The 14,311-nt window shown below is 32.5% G+C and carries 13 protein-coding genes; all 13 read left to right on the top strand.

The genetic code is table 11. The features are described from left to right. Positions 1–10 precede the first annotated feature (10 nt). The 13 genes from X929_RS09205 to X929_RS09145 all read left to right on the top strand — a co-directional run bounded on the left by X929_RS09205 (position 11) and on the right by X929_RS09145 (position 14,311). Complete coding sequence (locus tag X929_RS09205; protein ID WP_103067725.1) at positions 11–802, top strand: hypothetical protein; 792 nt, start codon at positions 11–13, stop codon at positions 800–802. Beyond that, positions 792–1,934, top strand: a complete 1,143-nt coding sequence (hemW, locus tag X929_RS09200) for a radical SAM family heme chaperone HemW (protein ID WP_169925025.1) — start codon at positions 792–794, stop codon at positions 1,932–1,934. The genes X929_RS09205 and hemW overlap by 11 nt, the downstream gene beginning before the upstream one ends. Further along, the gene (locus X929_RS09195; protein WP_425440347.1) at positions 1,918–2,457 is read left to right on the top strand and encodes a deoxycytidylate deaminase; all 540 of its coding nucleotides are present in this window, start codon (positions 1,918–1,920) and stop codon (positions 2,455–2,457) included. The genes hemW and X929_RS09195 overlap by 17 nt, the downstream gene beginning before the upstream one ends. 35 nt (positions 2,458–2,492) lie before the next feature. After that, entirely contained in the window at positions 2,493–3,326 is an 834-nt protein-coding gene (locus tag X929_RS09190; protein WP_103067723.1) for a 2-oxoacid:ferredoxin oxidoreductase subunit beta, read from the top strand. Beyond that, positions 3,323–3,934, top strand: a complete 612-nt coding sequence (locus tag X929_RS09185; RefSeq protein WP_103067722.1) for a 2-oxoacid:ferredoxin oxidoreductase subunit gamma family protein — start codon at positions 3,323–3,325, stop codon at positions 3,932–3,934. The genes X929_RS09190 and X929_RS09185 overlap by 4 nt, the downstream gene beginning before the upstream one ends. Next, complete coding sequence (locus tag X929_RS09180) at positions 3,927–4,382, top strand: diacylglycerol kinase (protein ID WP_103067721.1); 456 nt, start codon at positions 3,927–3,929, stop codon at positions 4,380–4,382. Before X929_RS09185 ends, X929_RS09180 begins: the two co-directional genes overlap by 8 nt. 57 nt (positions 4,383–4,439) lie before the next feature. Next, complete coding sequence (locus X929_RS09175) at positions 4,440–5,465, top strand: protein-glutamate methylesterase/protein-glutamine glutaminase (protein ID WP_425440348.1); 1,026 nt, start codon at positions 4,440–4,442, stop codon at positions 5,463–5,465. Further along, positions 5,462–6,829, top strand: a complete 1,368-nt coding sequence (locus X929_RS09170; protein WP_103067719.1) for an N-acetylmuramoyl-L-alanine amidase family protein — start codon at positions 5,462–5,464, stop codon at positions 6,827–6,829. The genes X929_RS09175 and X929_RS09170 overlap by 4 nt, the downstream gene beginning before the upstream one ends. 321 nt (positions 6,830–7,150) lie before the next feature. After that, a complete protein-coding gene (locus X929_RS09165) occupies positions 7,151–9,775 on the top strand; it encodes an O-antigen ligase family protein (protein WP_103067718.1) in 2,625 nt (874 codons plus the stop codon). Between the two features lie 2 nt (positions 9,776–9,777). Further along, positions 9,778–10,029, top strand: coding sequence for a hypothetical protein (locus X929_RS09160; protein ID WP_103067717.1), 252 nt, complete (start codon positions 9,778–9,780; stop codon positions 10,027–10,029). A 43-nt stretch (positions 10,030–10,072) separates the two neighbouring features. Further along, the gene (gene recG, locus X929_RS09155) at positions 10,073–12,418 is read left to right on the top strand and encodes an ATP-dependent DNA helicase RecG (protein WP_103067716.1); all 2,346 of its coding nucleotides are present in this window, start codon (positions 10,073–10,075) and stop codon (positions 12,416–12,418) included. Positions 12,419–12,448: 30 nt separating this feature from the next. Further along, complete coding sequence (gene lgt, locus X929_RS09150; RefSeq protein WP_103067715.1) at positions 12,449–13,348, top strand: prolipoprotein diacylglyceryl transferase; 900 nt, start codon at positions 12,449–12,451, stop codon at positions 13,346–13,348. Positions 13,349–13,351: 3 nt separating this feature from the next. Then, positions 13,352–14,311: a calcium/sodium antiporter gene (locus X929_RS09145; RefSeq protein WP_245858703.1), complete on the top strand. Its 960-nt coding sequence runs from the start codon at positions 13,352–13,354 to the stop codon at positions 14,309–14,311.

Raw genomic sequence — 14,311 nt, 5'->3', positions numbered from 1 at the left:
GTGATAAATCTTGAGAAAATTATATTTCATCTGGGTTTTTATGTTTATTTCAACAATAGTTTTGTCTTATGTAGGTTACACTCCTTTTGAGTCCCAGATAGAAAATAAAGGTGTAACCTTTTCGCTGTACACATCGTCTTTTGAAGATTTTGGATTAGAACTGGGATATTTCGATTACCACTCTTTGTATATAGAAAATAAGATCTTCAACAGAACGATAAAACTGAAAAGCGGAGAGTCTTTTTTCAAGGCCTTTGTGAACCTACCCGTATATAATAGTGAATTTGGTCTAGGATATGAGTACAAACTTGAAAATAATTTTTTAGGAGTTTTGACATTAAAAAATTTTCAAAGAGTTGAGGTAAAAAATTTTGACCATGATATATATAACTTTACTCAAGCTAAATTCAACGTCCCTTCATATGCTATAGGGAATTTATTTCTTTTTAACAATAAAAATATAAATCTATTTGAAGTAAAGGCTAGGATATATAGGCCGTTAGAAATACCTATCAGTTTAGGCTATTCAAATGGCTTCTATTTTAATATTCCTATCGTTAACTTGGATCTTTACTATGTAGATACAATAGAGGTAGGAATGTCTCTGATACAACAAAAATGGTACCCAAATATAGGATTTTCCATTCCAATAAATATATTTGATCAACATTTGCATATGGGCACAAGAATAGCTTTTGGCCAAGACTTTTTTTATGAATTTTATCTTTACAATGAAAATCTTAAGTTACCTCTACTTTTTTCGTTCAACGAAAAAGGAGGAAGTTTATTTTTTGAATTCTAATGATATTGCTGTATATTTACATATACCCTTTTGCGTGAAGAGATGTCTTTATTGTGATTATGTATCTACAACTAATTTATCCTTAAAAGCCGAATATTTTAATGCCTTAAGTAAAGAAATCACCTTGAAAGGTGAAAAATTAAAAGGTAGGAAGGTTAGAACTATTTATTTTGGAGGGGGAACTCCATCTTTTGTTGAGGAAGAATTTATTTTACAAACCTTTCGTTCGTTACAAGAACATATGGACCTATCTGATTTAGAAGAATTCACGATAGAAGTAAATCCAGAAAGTGTTGAAGAGAAAAAAGTACATTTTTACAAGGAAATAGGAATCAACAGAGTATCAATGGGGTTCCAAAGTACTTCTGATAAGATATTAAAAACTGTTGGAAGATCCCATGATTTTAATAAAGAATTAGAATCTTATAAACTTTTGACGTCTTTTTATGATAATATAAATATAGATTTTATCGTCGGATTACCATATGAAAATTTCGATACGGTTAATAGTAATTTGGAATTTATAGAAAAGATGAAACCCTCTCATATTTCTTATTATTTATTGGATTCTTCACATGATACTCCTTTAAAACATTTTCTTGAAATCAAGGAAATGAAACTTCCGGAAGATGACTTAGTATATGACCTTCTTGATTATATCTATGATCAATTGAAAAAATTGCAATATAATAGATATGAAATTTCAAGTTGGTCGTTACACCAAAAAGAATGTATTCACAATCAATTTTATTGGTATAACTTAGATTATGTCGGATTTGGGATTTCTGCTGGAGGGCATATCAACAAAGAGAGATATGTGAATACTTCAGATGTTAAAGCGTATATTACAAAATTAAAAGATGATGAACTTCCATACGACACAAAAAATGTGAATGATGAGTTTACTGAATTGTTAGAAACCCTTTTTATGTCTTTAAGGCTAACAAAAGGAATAACTTATGACTCTTTGATTCAAAGGTTCTCTAAAAATGTGGTTGACAATGTCTTAAATCAGTTAAAAAATAATTTGGAAGAATATATATCTATAGAAGATTCTATTAAATTAACTACAAAAGGTTTAAACTTTTCAAGGTTTGTTTTTGAGAATTTATTAGATGTTTCTCCAACTTAAGGGAGGTTTTTTCTTGGATAAAAAGGACGAAGTTGAAAATTATTTGAAGAATAAAAATTTTGATAATCCCCACTTATTCAAAGAAAGGAAAGATTGGGACAAATATTTTATGGAAGTAGCGGATTTGGTAAGTAAAAGATCTACCTGTTTGCATAGAAAAGTTGGAGCCGTAATAGTAAAAGAAAAAAGGATCTTAGCAACCGGGTACAATCAACCACCATCCGGTTTTCCCCATTGTGAGGATATAGGTTGCATAAGGGACGATTTAGGTATAAAAAGTGGAGAAAACCAAGAAATTTGTTACGGTCTTCACGCAGAACAAAATGCCTTGATGCAAGCTTCTAAATTCGGTATTAGCACTGATAACGCATCAATTTATATCACCCACCAACCTTGTTCTGTATGTGCTAGGTTGGTAATAAATGCGGGAATAAAGAATGTTCATTATAGAGAAGGTTATCCGGATAGTCTAACAAAACTGTTTTTTGATACTTGTAACATACAAACAAAAGTTATCGAATGATCAAAATAAATATCAAAATGGAAAGGTGGGATAAAATGCCTACAGAGAGATACTTTAAGTATTTAAGAAAAGATAGAATGACCCATGTATGGTGTCCTGGATGTGGTAATGGAATAATAATGAAAAATTTTGTGGAAGCAGTGGATAATTTAAGTTTGGATAAAAACAAGGTGGCAGTTGTATCGGGTATAGGATGTTCTTCAAGAGTCACGGGGTACCTAGATTTTAACACTATGCACACACTCCATGGAAGGGCTGTGGCCTTTGCAACAGGAGTTAAACTAGCAAAGCCAGAGTTTAATGTGGTAGTAATGGGAGGAGATGGAGATATACTTGCAATAGGAGGAAATCATTTTATTCACGCTTGCCGTAGAAACATGGATCTAACAGTTATTATCTTCAACAATTCTATTTATGGCATGACAGGCGGGCAATATTCACCTGAAACACCTCCTGGGACTTACGCTTCAACTTCCCCTTATGGGAATTTAGAAAACAATTTTGATGCAGTTAATCTTGCAATCACTTCTGGTGCCACTTACGTTGCTAGATCAACCGTTTTTCATTACATGTTATCCGTTAAATATATAGAAAACGCCTTAAAACATAAAGGGATGTCTGTTGTTGAAATAGTCACTAATTGTCACACTTACTATGGAAGATACAACAAAATGGCAGAATCCACCCAAATGTTGAAATATTTCAAAGATAACTCTATTATGTGGAGCAGGGCCAAAAATATGGATGAAAACGACTTGAAAGATAAGATTATAATAGGTGAATTTCTGAATGTTGAAAAAGAAGGTTACGTTGACAGGTATGAAAAATTAAGAAAAAAATTGGTTTCACAGGAGGTATCACCGAAATGAGTAGTTCAATAGGTACACCTAATTCAGTGAGATTCAGTGGAGAAGCAGGTCAGGGTAACATCTTAATGGGAATAATATTTGCGAAAGCATTGGTAAAAGAAGGATTTTGGGTTGTTCAATCTCAACATTACGGTGCCCAAGTGAGAGGCGGACTTTCTTATTGTGATGTGCTCTTCGATCAAGAACCTATAGATTATCCTGAAGCAAAAAATTTTGATATATTGTATTTGATGCATAATGTTGGTTTAAATCATATTGGAAATCTCAAAAGAAATGGCATTTTATTCTACGATGAAAAATTTGTTGAAAATATACCTCAGTATGTAGAAAGAATAACCAAAAAAATAATTAAAGTCTCAGCTTCACAAATAGCTATAGAAGAATTTTCAAACAAAAATGTGGCTAACATGATAGGGTTAGGGGTTCTTTGTTCAGTAACTCAAATAGTTAGTTTGGAGAGGCTTATAGAAGAAGTTAAATCGAACGTATCGAAAAATTACCTAGAAATTGATGAAAAAGCTATCAAGATTGGGTATGATTTATGTAAGAAAAAATATCCTTTAGAGTCAACTAAAATGTATAAAAAATTAGGGAAAGGTTATGAATAGAAACGATGAAAATAGGAGCCTAAAAAGTAGTTTTTCTTATGCATTAAAAGGGCTCATAGAAATTTATAAATCTCAAAGAAACTTTAGAATACAAAGTTTAATAGGATTATTAGTATTAATTGTTGCTATTTTTGCCGACTTAACTGAAGTAGAGTTTATACTTTTAATATTTACAGTTATGTTAGTTTTGATAATGGAAACAGTGAATACTGTAACAGAGAAACTGTTGGATTTTCTCCATCCTTTTTATAGTTCTTCGGTAAAGATAATAAAAGATGTTTCTGCAGCTGCGGTTTTTATTACTTCGATTTTTGCCGTTGCGGTTGGAATAATTATATTCGGTGACGCTTTTTTCAATCTAAGCCCTCAATATGGTATAATTTTAGCAATAGTTTTTTTGCTTTTCTTGAATTTATGTGGTTTTATTTATAAAAATAGAGAAAAATAATGAGGAGGAAGATACTTGGAGCAGATAAAGATCTTAATAGTGGATGATTCTGCTTTTATGCGAATGGTTCTAAAAGATATTATAGACAAGGAACCTGACATGAAAGTGGTTGGATTAGCTAAAGATGGAGTCGAAGCCGTAGAAAAAGCTGTGTCCTTAAAACCAGACGTGATTACTTTAGATGTTGAAATGCCTAAAAAGAATGGGCTCGATGCTTTAAGTGAGATAATGTTAAAATCTCCAACAAGGGTTATTATGGTAAGCAGTTTAACTTCAAATGAAGCCTCTATTACTATAGAATGTTTAGAAAAGGGAGCTTTTGATTTTATTCAAAAACCGGCTGGAAGTACCTCTTGGACTATAAGAGACGTTCAGGATGAATTGTTGAGAAAGATAAGAGAAAGTATGAAGGTCTCTATCGAAAAATTGAAAAATATCCATTTTGTTGGAAGCAAGAAGATAAGGAAAAGTGCAAGAGTAAATATATTGGGAGAAAAAGTTGTGTTGATAGCGAGTTCAACGGGAGGCCCGCGTTCTTTAGATGTTATAATCCCGCAACTACCTGAAAATTTAAATGTTCCTATAATTATTGTTCAACATATGCCGGCAGGTTTTACAGCTTCTTTAGCTTATAGGTTGGATAAAATTTCAAACTTAAAGGTTAAAGAAGCCGAAGATGGTGAACTTTTACAAAAGAATGTTGTATATATTGCTCCTGGAGATTTTCATTTAGGTTTAAGACAAGAAGATCATAAAATAAAATTGTTTTTAGACAAAAGTGATAAAATTAATAACGTACGGCCTTCAGCTGATTTCACTTTTGACCTAGCTGCTGAGATTTTTAAAGAAAGCGCACTGGTAGTTATTCTGACAGGAATGGGAAGAGACGGAGCGAAAGGAGCGTTTAAAGTTAAACATTACGGCGGGAAAGTTATAGCTGAGTCAAAAGAAACTTCTGTTGTTTATGGAATGCCTAAAATTGTTGTCCAAGAAGGTTATGCGGATTTTGTTCTTCCCAATTATGATATTGCAGAAAAAATGTTAGAAATTTTGGCTGATCAACCAAGGGGGATAAAAAGGTGAATAAAGGGATAATTAGGCGGTTAATAATTTTTGGTTTTTTATTTCTCTCGGTTATTACGTTTCCAAAAGCACTTTATTTTCAATGGAGAGAAATAGATTCGGCTTACTATTTCGAAGATGGGGAGAATCTATATGTTAGTTTAAAGGTTATTTCTGAAAAAAGTGGAAGAACCTTAGATGTATATAATGATACGTTGATTTACGTAAAAGATAGTAAATGGAACGTTTTCATTTTTCCTCAGAATAGTTTAGCCATTATCAACAGCACTGAATCCCTTCATTTCGATCCAAATGATCTGAAAATAATTGATGGAGAGATTTATTTAACCGCAGAATTAATGGTTAAGTTGATCAATCTAGAATTAATTTCTAACGATTCCGCTGTGTACTTGAATCTGCCACTAACTCAATTAACTTCAATAAAAACGATCATACAAAAAACTGATGCTAGAATAATAATAGAGCTTTCTTCGAGTCCTGACGATGTTGGAATATATCCTTTGGTTAATAAATCTGGATATTTGATTAAGATTAAAGGTGCCGAAATCCCCAATTCTTATTACTATGAAGAATACAACAATAAGATTAATTACATAAAGGCGTATCACTACTCACCAACAGAAGTATGGATACAAGTAAAACTGAATAACTCCGCGGATATAGAAGAATTAATTGAAGAAAGTAGAATAATATTAGACCTTTCTTTTAAAGATAAAATCACTTTGCCTGTTTTAGTCTTGGATCCAGGTCATGGAGGGATAGATCCAGGAGCGGTTGGTCCAAACAAGACTTTTGAAAAAGATATTACTTTAAAGGTAGCAAAAAAAGCTCAAGAACTTTTGAAACCATACAGTGTTAACGTTTATCTAACTAGGACAAGCGATGTATACGTTGATTTACACGATAGAGCGGTTTTTTCTAATGAAAAAGGTGCGGATTTATTCATTAGCTTACACTTGAATGATTATCCTCAAGATACAACAGTTTATGGATCAGAGGTTTACTATTTTGATTTTTCAGAAAGCGCATATGCGAGAAGAATAGCCTATCGGGAAAATTTGGATTTTAATACTGATAAGACTCTCATAGAAACATGGGTAACGGATAAAGAAAACAGTCTAGATGAAAGCGAGAAGTTTGCTAATATATTGGGAAATTATTTGAATGTAAATGGAGTTAAACTTAGGGGAGTTTATACTGCGGAGTTTGCTGTTTTGGCTTATACTAGAAGTCCCGCTGTTTTATTTGAAATGGAATTTATCAGTAACCCTAAAGTAGTAGATGAGTTTACGAGTGGGAAATATGTAGATGTTTTTGCTGAAATTATTAAAAATGCAGTTATTGATTTTTTTGGTCTAAAATAATACATTGGGGGGATACCCCCCAAGACCCCCTACAACCTTTAAATCTATTTTAAGAGTTAGGAGGACATTCTTAAAGGCTTATGCCTTTAAGAACCAAAGCCCAAAGATCAAAAACAAAAATCAACAAGAATTAAAATCTTAGTTTGGGAGTTCACCAAACGGGGGATACCCCCCCAAGACCCCCCTAGAACCTTTAAATCTATTTTAGTAATTGGGGAGCATTTTCAAAGACTTAGGCCTTTGAAAACCAAACCCCCAAGTTTCAAAGTTAGTTTTAATTGTTTGGTTTGCAAGAAGCGGTAAACAGAGGAGGTATATTATTTGCAAGAGAATGCAAAGATTCCTAATGATATATTGAATTTGTTAGTTTTGTTTGCTTTAATACCTTTTTTAATGATACCCAATTTGGTGTATGAGTATTCTACCCAAAAACATTTAGTTTTTTCTTTATTCATGGTTGTTATTTTAATTTATTATTTGTTCAAATACTTTTCTAAACCTATTTCAATAAAATTCACTTATCCACATATTTTTTTATCTTTTTTCAGTATTTCTGCTTTTTTATCTTTAATATCGGTCTACTTGGAGAATAAATATTACCTTCCAACGTCTGTAGGAGTAGCTTTTTATATTGTTCTTGTTATGTTTTTTTCTTACGTAATTACTACACGCTTTGGAAAAGATTTTAAATTCATTGAGTATGGTCTTTTTGTTTTTATGGTTACTGGCACTGTTATTGCCATAGATGGACTTTTGAATAAGTTCTTAGGCTTTGATTTGTTTTTTGGTAAGTATGGAGATCCTTCTCAAAGAATTGTCTTAAGAACAACTATCGGGAATCCAAATTTTGTTTCGGACTATTTGGCACAACTGTTACCAGTTTCTATATATTTTACTTTAAGGAAAAATACGAATACCTACATTCGAATATATGCTTTAGCGAATGTTTTTATAATGTATTGGGTTGTTTTGTTGGCACAAACTCGTTCGATTTACCTTGCCACTTTTATTGGTTTAGGATTCGCTATAATATCTTACCTCATTTCTAATAAAAAAGAAACCCTGAAAAATTATGTAAAAAGTAAAGAGTTTAAAATTTGGATAATTTTGGTTTTATCTGTTTTAGCATTTTTATTTCTTATGTTTAATTTTGAAACACCATTCAACCGAGGTGGGGAAGTAATTGCTGCAGACCGTTTTGCAGCAATGACTTCTGTCTCTTCTTGGGATGAAAGAAGTTTATCATGGTTTTCCGCTGTAAAACAATTTGCAGATGAGAATCATAAAAATCATTTTATAATTGGTAGTGGAATAAGTACATATCCCGTTTATGCGGTTCATTACCTAGCTGAGGTGCAAGCTGAAAACCCCGAGAGATTTTTATATGCTTGGAATAACTTCAAAAGGGCTCACAACGATTATCTACAGGTTTTGGGAGAGACAGGTATTTTAGGTTTCTCTTCAATATTACTGATGCTGGTAAGTTTAATGGTGATATACTTTAAAGTTTTAAAGTATGAAAAAGAAGATGACAACAAGAGTCTTTTATTCCCCTTATTTGGATGGAGTGCCACGGTTATGGCAATTCATGCTTTCACAGAGTTTGCATTTCACATGCATCCAAATCTTATATTAAGTGTATTTATCCTCTCAAGTGCGGTATCAGAACAGTTCAATCCATATGTAAAAATCTTTAATATTAAAAAAAGTCAGATTGTGATTATTCCTTTAGTGGTGGTTGGGATAGTAGCATCATATTACAAAATAAACGAGGTTACCTCGGAAGCTTTTTTCGTTAAAGGAAATAGTGAATACAATTCCATGGTATCTCTTATTAACGCTACTGAAAGTCAAATACCGAATATTATAAATCAACTCGAAGCTCAAAAATCTAGCCTTCAAAAACAATTATTGAATTACACTCCTGGGAGCGCCAATTTTCAAAGGGTAACTAAAAGTATAAATCAGATAGAATCTCAGATAGAAAATTACGAGAATATGAAGATATCATATGAAAGTGAAGCAGAACAAAGCTATGAAAATGCCTTTGAATATTTTCAAAGATCATTAAAATGGAACCCTAACTTCGGAAAATCAGCATTTTATCTTTCTCAACTTTTGACATCTAGTATTCGTCAAAATTCTCTTACTTATGAAGATTTACCTAAAATATTTGCAAAAGAAATCAATGGTTACGACTTTATGATCGAAGAGTTCGATGGCGCACTAGATTTAATGCCCTTTCCCGATAATATTTTAAGAGACACCGTAGAACCAATTTATTCCAGTGACGCAAACAACAACGCTAAACAGATTATTTTAAAAATTCAAACCCTCTACGACGGGATAAACCAGTTGGAATATTCATACTTATCCTTCAATGAAAAAAATGCCTATAGATTGATAGGTAGAATATATTATAACATTGTAATTCTATACGAACAGCTAAAGAATTATATTCCATTGGATAAGATAGAAGTAGTAGAAAAACTTCAAAACGACGCTTACAATAATTTTCATCATTGGGAGCAGCAAGCTATATACATTCTTCCCGGTGGTTGGAATAGGTTTCCTGAATGGGAAGATGTTTATTATGAATATTTACTGTTAACCGCAAGATTGATAAATATATATCCACAAGATGAATTAATAGACAAAATAATTTTCATTACCAAAAAAGAAGGAGAAGCAGACTATTACATGGCTCAAAAATCTAGAGGGATACCAGATAATTCTTTAAAATTGTTATCTGAGCTATATTCAACCTTGAGTGATGGAAACTTAAAAAATCAACTAGCAGAAAACATTGTTAACAATTATGAGGCTGTTTACAACTATTACAAGAGTTTGAAAGAAGAAGGGGCTTCTAATTATTCTAGATATCAAGATAGAATTGAAAGTTTCTTCAGTGATTACGAATTTTTCACAAGAAGGGTAGTAAAGTAATTATGATCAAAGTAATGACATTTTTGCTGCTGATATCTTTGAGTTGGTTTTTGATTGTATTTTCTGTATATTTGAAAATAAGCTCTTATGGATACACACTTGAAGGTAGTCTGAAAGATTTCTACGTGGAAAATGCTTCTTTGATGAAAGTTAAACCTTTTATAGAAGAAGGTAAAATTGAAGAAGCTGAATTGAATGGATATAAAATTTATAAAAAAGATGGTAAAATTATCATAAAGAGAATGATTGAGTAACTTTGAAAAATATTTTCTCAAAAAATAGGAGTTTTCAATTGCAATGATAGAAGAAGTTATAAATTCTTTTGATTATGTAGTTCAATTGAAAGAAAAGGGTATGATAACTTGGGAAGAGATCTTCCCAAGTTTTTATAGCATTGCAAAAAATAATTTCAAAATAATTAAAGAAAATGGTCTTTTAGAAGATGTTAAAAAGATTTTGGCTTATATAAAGCCTCTTAAAACATTGCCAGAAGGACGCAAGGAAAGGCGTCTAGAAGGCTTAAATGATTCCTTAAAGATTTTAAAAGAGCGATATTTAGTAGATGAAGTCTCCGTCAAACCAGAAAAAAAATTAGCCCCACTTACCGATATAAAATATATAAAAAAAGTAGGAACAAAAAGGGCTTTAGTTCTAAATAAATTAGGTATTTATTCATTAAAAGATTTCTTTTACTATCCACCTAGGGATTACGAAGATAGAAGAAAGGTTGTTAAAATATTCAACGCCAAAGAGGATGAAAAAGTCGTAATAATAGGAAATGTAGTAAAAAGTGAAGAAGTAAAAATAAATAAAGGGTTAATTATTTACAACTTTTCTGTGGAAGATGACACTGGAGTCATAATCGTTACTTTTTTCAACCAGGATTATGTTAAATCTTATTTAAAAAGAGGGTTGAAAGCTGCTTTTTATGGAAAAATAGAATATTCATACGGAATGAAACAGATGAAGTCTCCCGATTTTCAAGTGATCAAAAGTGAAGAGGATTTTCAAAGAGAAATTTTGCCGGTTTATCCTCTCACGTCTGGTATCTTCCAATCAACTATGAGAAAAATAGCAAAAGAAGCTATTAAACAGACATATTTTTTAGAAGAGTTCTTACCTGAAGAATTTGTTCAAGGGTTCAATTTATTGGATTTAAAAAAGCGAATAAAGGGGATCCATTTTCCTTTAAGCATTTATCATAAAGAAAGAGCTTGGTACTCTTTAAAATATGAAGAGGCAATTTTATTTGAATTAGCCATGATATATCTGAAATTAAAGATGAAAGAAATGAAAAAAGGTGAGAAGAAGGAGATAAAAGGAGAATTATCGGGAAAATTTCTCAAGACTTTAAACTTTGAACTCACGCAAGCTCAAAAAAGAAGTTATGAAGAGATAAGAAAAGATTTGACATCTCCATATCCTATGAACAGGCTTTTACAGGGGGATGTTGGCTCTGGTAAAACGGTTGTTTCAGAATTAGCGATTATAGATGTTTGTGAATCTAGTTATCAAGCAGCGGTTATGAACCCCACCTCTGTTTTATCAAAACAGCAGTTTAAAAGGCTATCAAAAGATTTAGAGCCGTTAGGTTTGAAAGTAGCTTTGTTAACAGGAGATACGAAGGAAACCGATAAAATATTAATAAAAGAAAAGCTAAAGGCAGGAGAAATTGATATTGTAGTTGGTACCCACGCAATTATTCAACAGGATGTAGAATTTAAAAAACTAGGGTTGGTGGTGATTGATGAACAACATAGATTTGGTGTGAATCAAAGGCTGGAACTTATTAAAAAAGGTAATCATCCAGATATTTTGGTTATGACAGCAACTCCCATTCCGAGAACTTTGGCAATGACTTTTTACGGTGACTTAGACGTTAGTTTAATAGATGAAATGCCTAAAGGAAGAAGGGCAATTAAAACAATACTTGTTACTGAATCCAACAGAAAAAGTTTGTATGAGTTTGTTAAAGAAGAATTAGATCAATCGAATCAAGTTTTCTTCGTTTATCCGTTGATAGAAGAATCTGAAGCCTTAGAATTAAAAAACGCGATGAGTATGTATGAAGAGCTAAATAAAGTATTTGAAGAATATAAAGTGGGGCTTTTACATGGGAGGCTTTCACCTTCAGAAAAAAATGACGTCATGGACAAATTTGTTCAAAGAGAATACGATATATTGGTTTCGACATCGGTGGTAGAAGTTGGGATAGATATTCCTGATGCTACGGTAATGGTCATCGAACATCCCGATCGTTTTGGATTATCTCAATTGCATCAGCTTAGAGGAAGAGTTGGCAGAAGTGATAAACAGTCTTATTGTTTTCTAGTAATAGATGATGATGCCAACAATGAGATAAAAAGTAAAATGAATTCCTTTTCTAAAACATTAGATGGTTTTGAGGTGGCAGAAATCGACTTAAAATGGAGAGGACCTGGTAAATTCTTCGGAGTGGAACAGCACGGGGTACCGGAATTTAAATTTTTAGATTTAGTCGAAGATATGAATATAATAGAAAGTTCAAGAAAAATGGTAGAGCTTTTTTTATCTTCTATCCAAAGTTTTGATAGATATCCTAATTTAAAACATGAGTTGCAAGCAAGGTATGGAGACTCAATACACTTGGTAAATGTTCTATAGTGAAATCTTTTTTGCTTTTAGGAGGAGAGTATGAAAAGGGATAAAGTCTTTTTAAACACTTTGTGGGTTTCTATAACCTCTTTTTTAGTTATTTGTATAGTTGTCTTACCAAAAAGTTTTTCTGGGGAATGGTATTTCAGCCCTGTTTTAGTTACAGTTGGTCCATTGGAAATAAGATGGTACGGACTGTTAATCGCTTTATCGATACTGTTGGCAACATTTATTGCTCAGAAAGAAGCTGAAAGAGAAAAAATAAATGAAGACGATCTTTTTACCGCTGTTTCTTTGGGAATTATATTTGGTATTATAGGTGCAAGATTATATTATGTTCTTTTTAATTTTGAATACTTCTCTCAAAATCCTTCAGAAATTTTTAAGATATGGCATGGAGGTCTAGCTATACATGGAGCGATATTGGCTGCCTTTTTAGTTGTTTTTTTGTATACACGGTTGAAAAAGAAATGTACCTTTACCTTCCTGCAAGGGCTAGACTTATTCACCTTTGTTCTACCATTAGCTCAGTCTATTGGGAGATGGGGTAATTTTTTCAATCACGAAGCATATGGTGCACCTACAAACCTTCCATGGAAGATGTACGTTTCATTACAGGACCGAATGCCAGGATATGAATCCTATGAATATTTTCACCCCACATTTTTGTATGAATCTGCCTGGAATTTGTTGTTATTTCTAATATTGTTTTATTTTATTAGAAATAAGAGAAAAACATATGGAGAAGTTACCGCTCTGTATTTAATTCTTTATTCGATTGGCCGAATCCCAATCGAAAGGTTAAGAACGGATAGTCTCTACATTGGAAATTTTCGAGTGGCTGTGGTTATAAGCTTTATTTTCATCGTGCTGGGCTTTTTGCTTTTTGTATACCTAAGAAATAAAAGAGAAATAGTCGAAAAAAGGAGTGAGGATTGATTGGTGAATATTCTGTTAATCGCTTTAGGTATTTTTCTCTTAATAAGAGGTGCAGATAGGTTAATAGAAGGTGCCCTTGGATTGACAAGAAAATTAGGTGTTTCCGAACTATTTGCAGGGTTGACGGTAGTGGCCTTTGGTACCAGTGCTCCTGAATTAGTTGTTACGGTTTCCTCGTCTATAAAAGGAGCCAGTGTCGGTTTAGGAAATGTTCTTGGCTCAAATGTTGCAAATATTGGTTTAATTTTAGGAATCTCCTTTTTAATCTCCCCAACAAAAATTCAAAAATCTACAGTAAACATAGAAATGCCTTTTTTGCTTATTATTTCAGTGGTTATATTTGCAATGATAATGGAAGGGAATAGCATATTAACTAGATACGATGGAATGATATTGATAACCTTTTTGCTTATTTTTATGGCTTATCTTTATTATATGGCAAAAAATGATCAACAAGTCAGGAAACAACTTGTTGAAAACGAAGAAATGAAAAAAGTTGAAAAAGAAGAGTCTTGGGCTAAAATAATCACTTTTTCTGCCTTGGGGCTGGCTATGTTGATAATAGGGGGAGAATTGACGGTAAGTAATGCAGTTATATTTGCTAAAAGTATTGGGATCTCAGAATCTTTGATTGGGGTAACTATAGTTGCTATAGGAACTTCCCTTCCGGAATTAGTTACCGCTATTATCGCAGCCGTCAAACATTCGGATGATATAGTGATGGGAAATATAGTTGGTTCCAATACATTCAACATCGCTGCCATACTTGGTATATCAGCGCTAATAAATGGTGCCAGGGCAGATAGACCGGTTACTTTTGATGTATCGTATGGGCTTTTACTGGCATTGGTCTTGTTGTTTGGTACACTGATCAAAAAAGATAGAAAAGTTGGAAGAGGTTTGGGCTTCATACTGCTTACTTTGTATGTAATTTACATAATCATTAGCATTCAAATTGGGTAA

This window comes from Petrotoga olearia DSM 13574 (assembly GCF_002895525.1).
Classification (GTDB): Bacteria; Thermotogota; Thermotogae; order Petrotogales; family Petrotogaceae; genus Petrotoga; species Petrotoga olearia.
The sequence above is the reverse complement of the archived record's forward strand: the minus strand, read 5'-3'. Positions and strand labels throughout refer to the sequence as shown.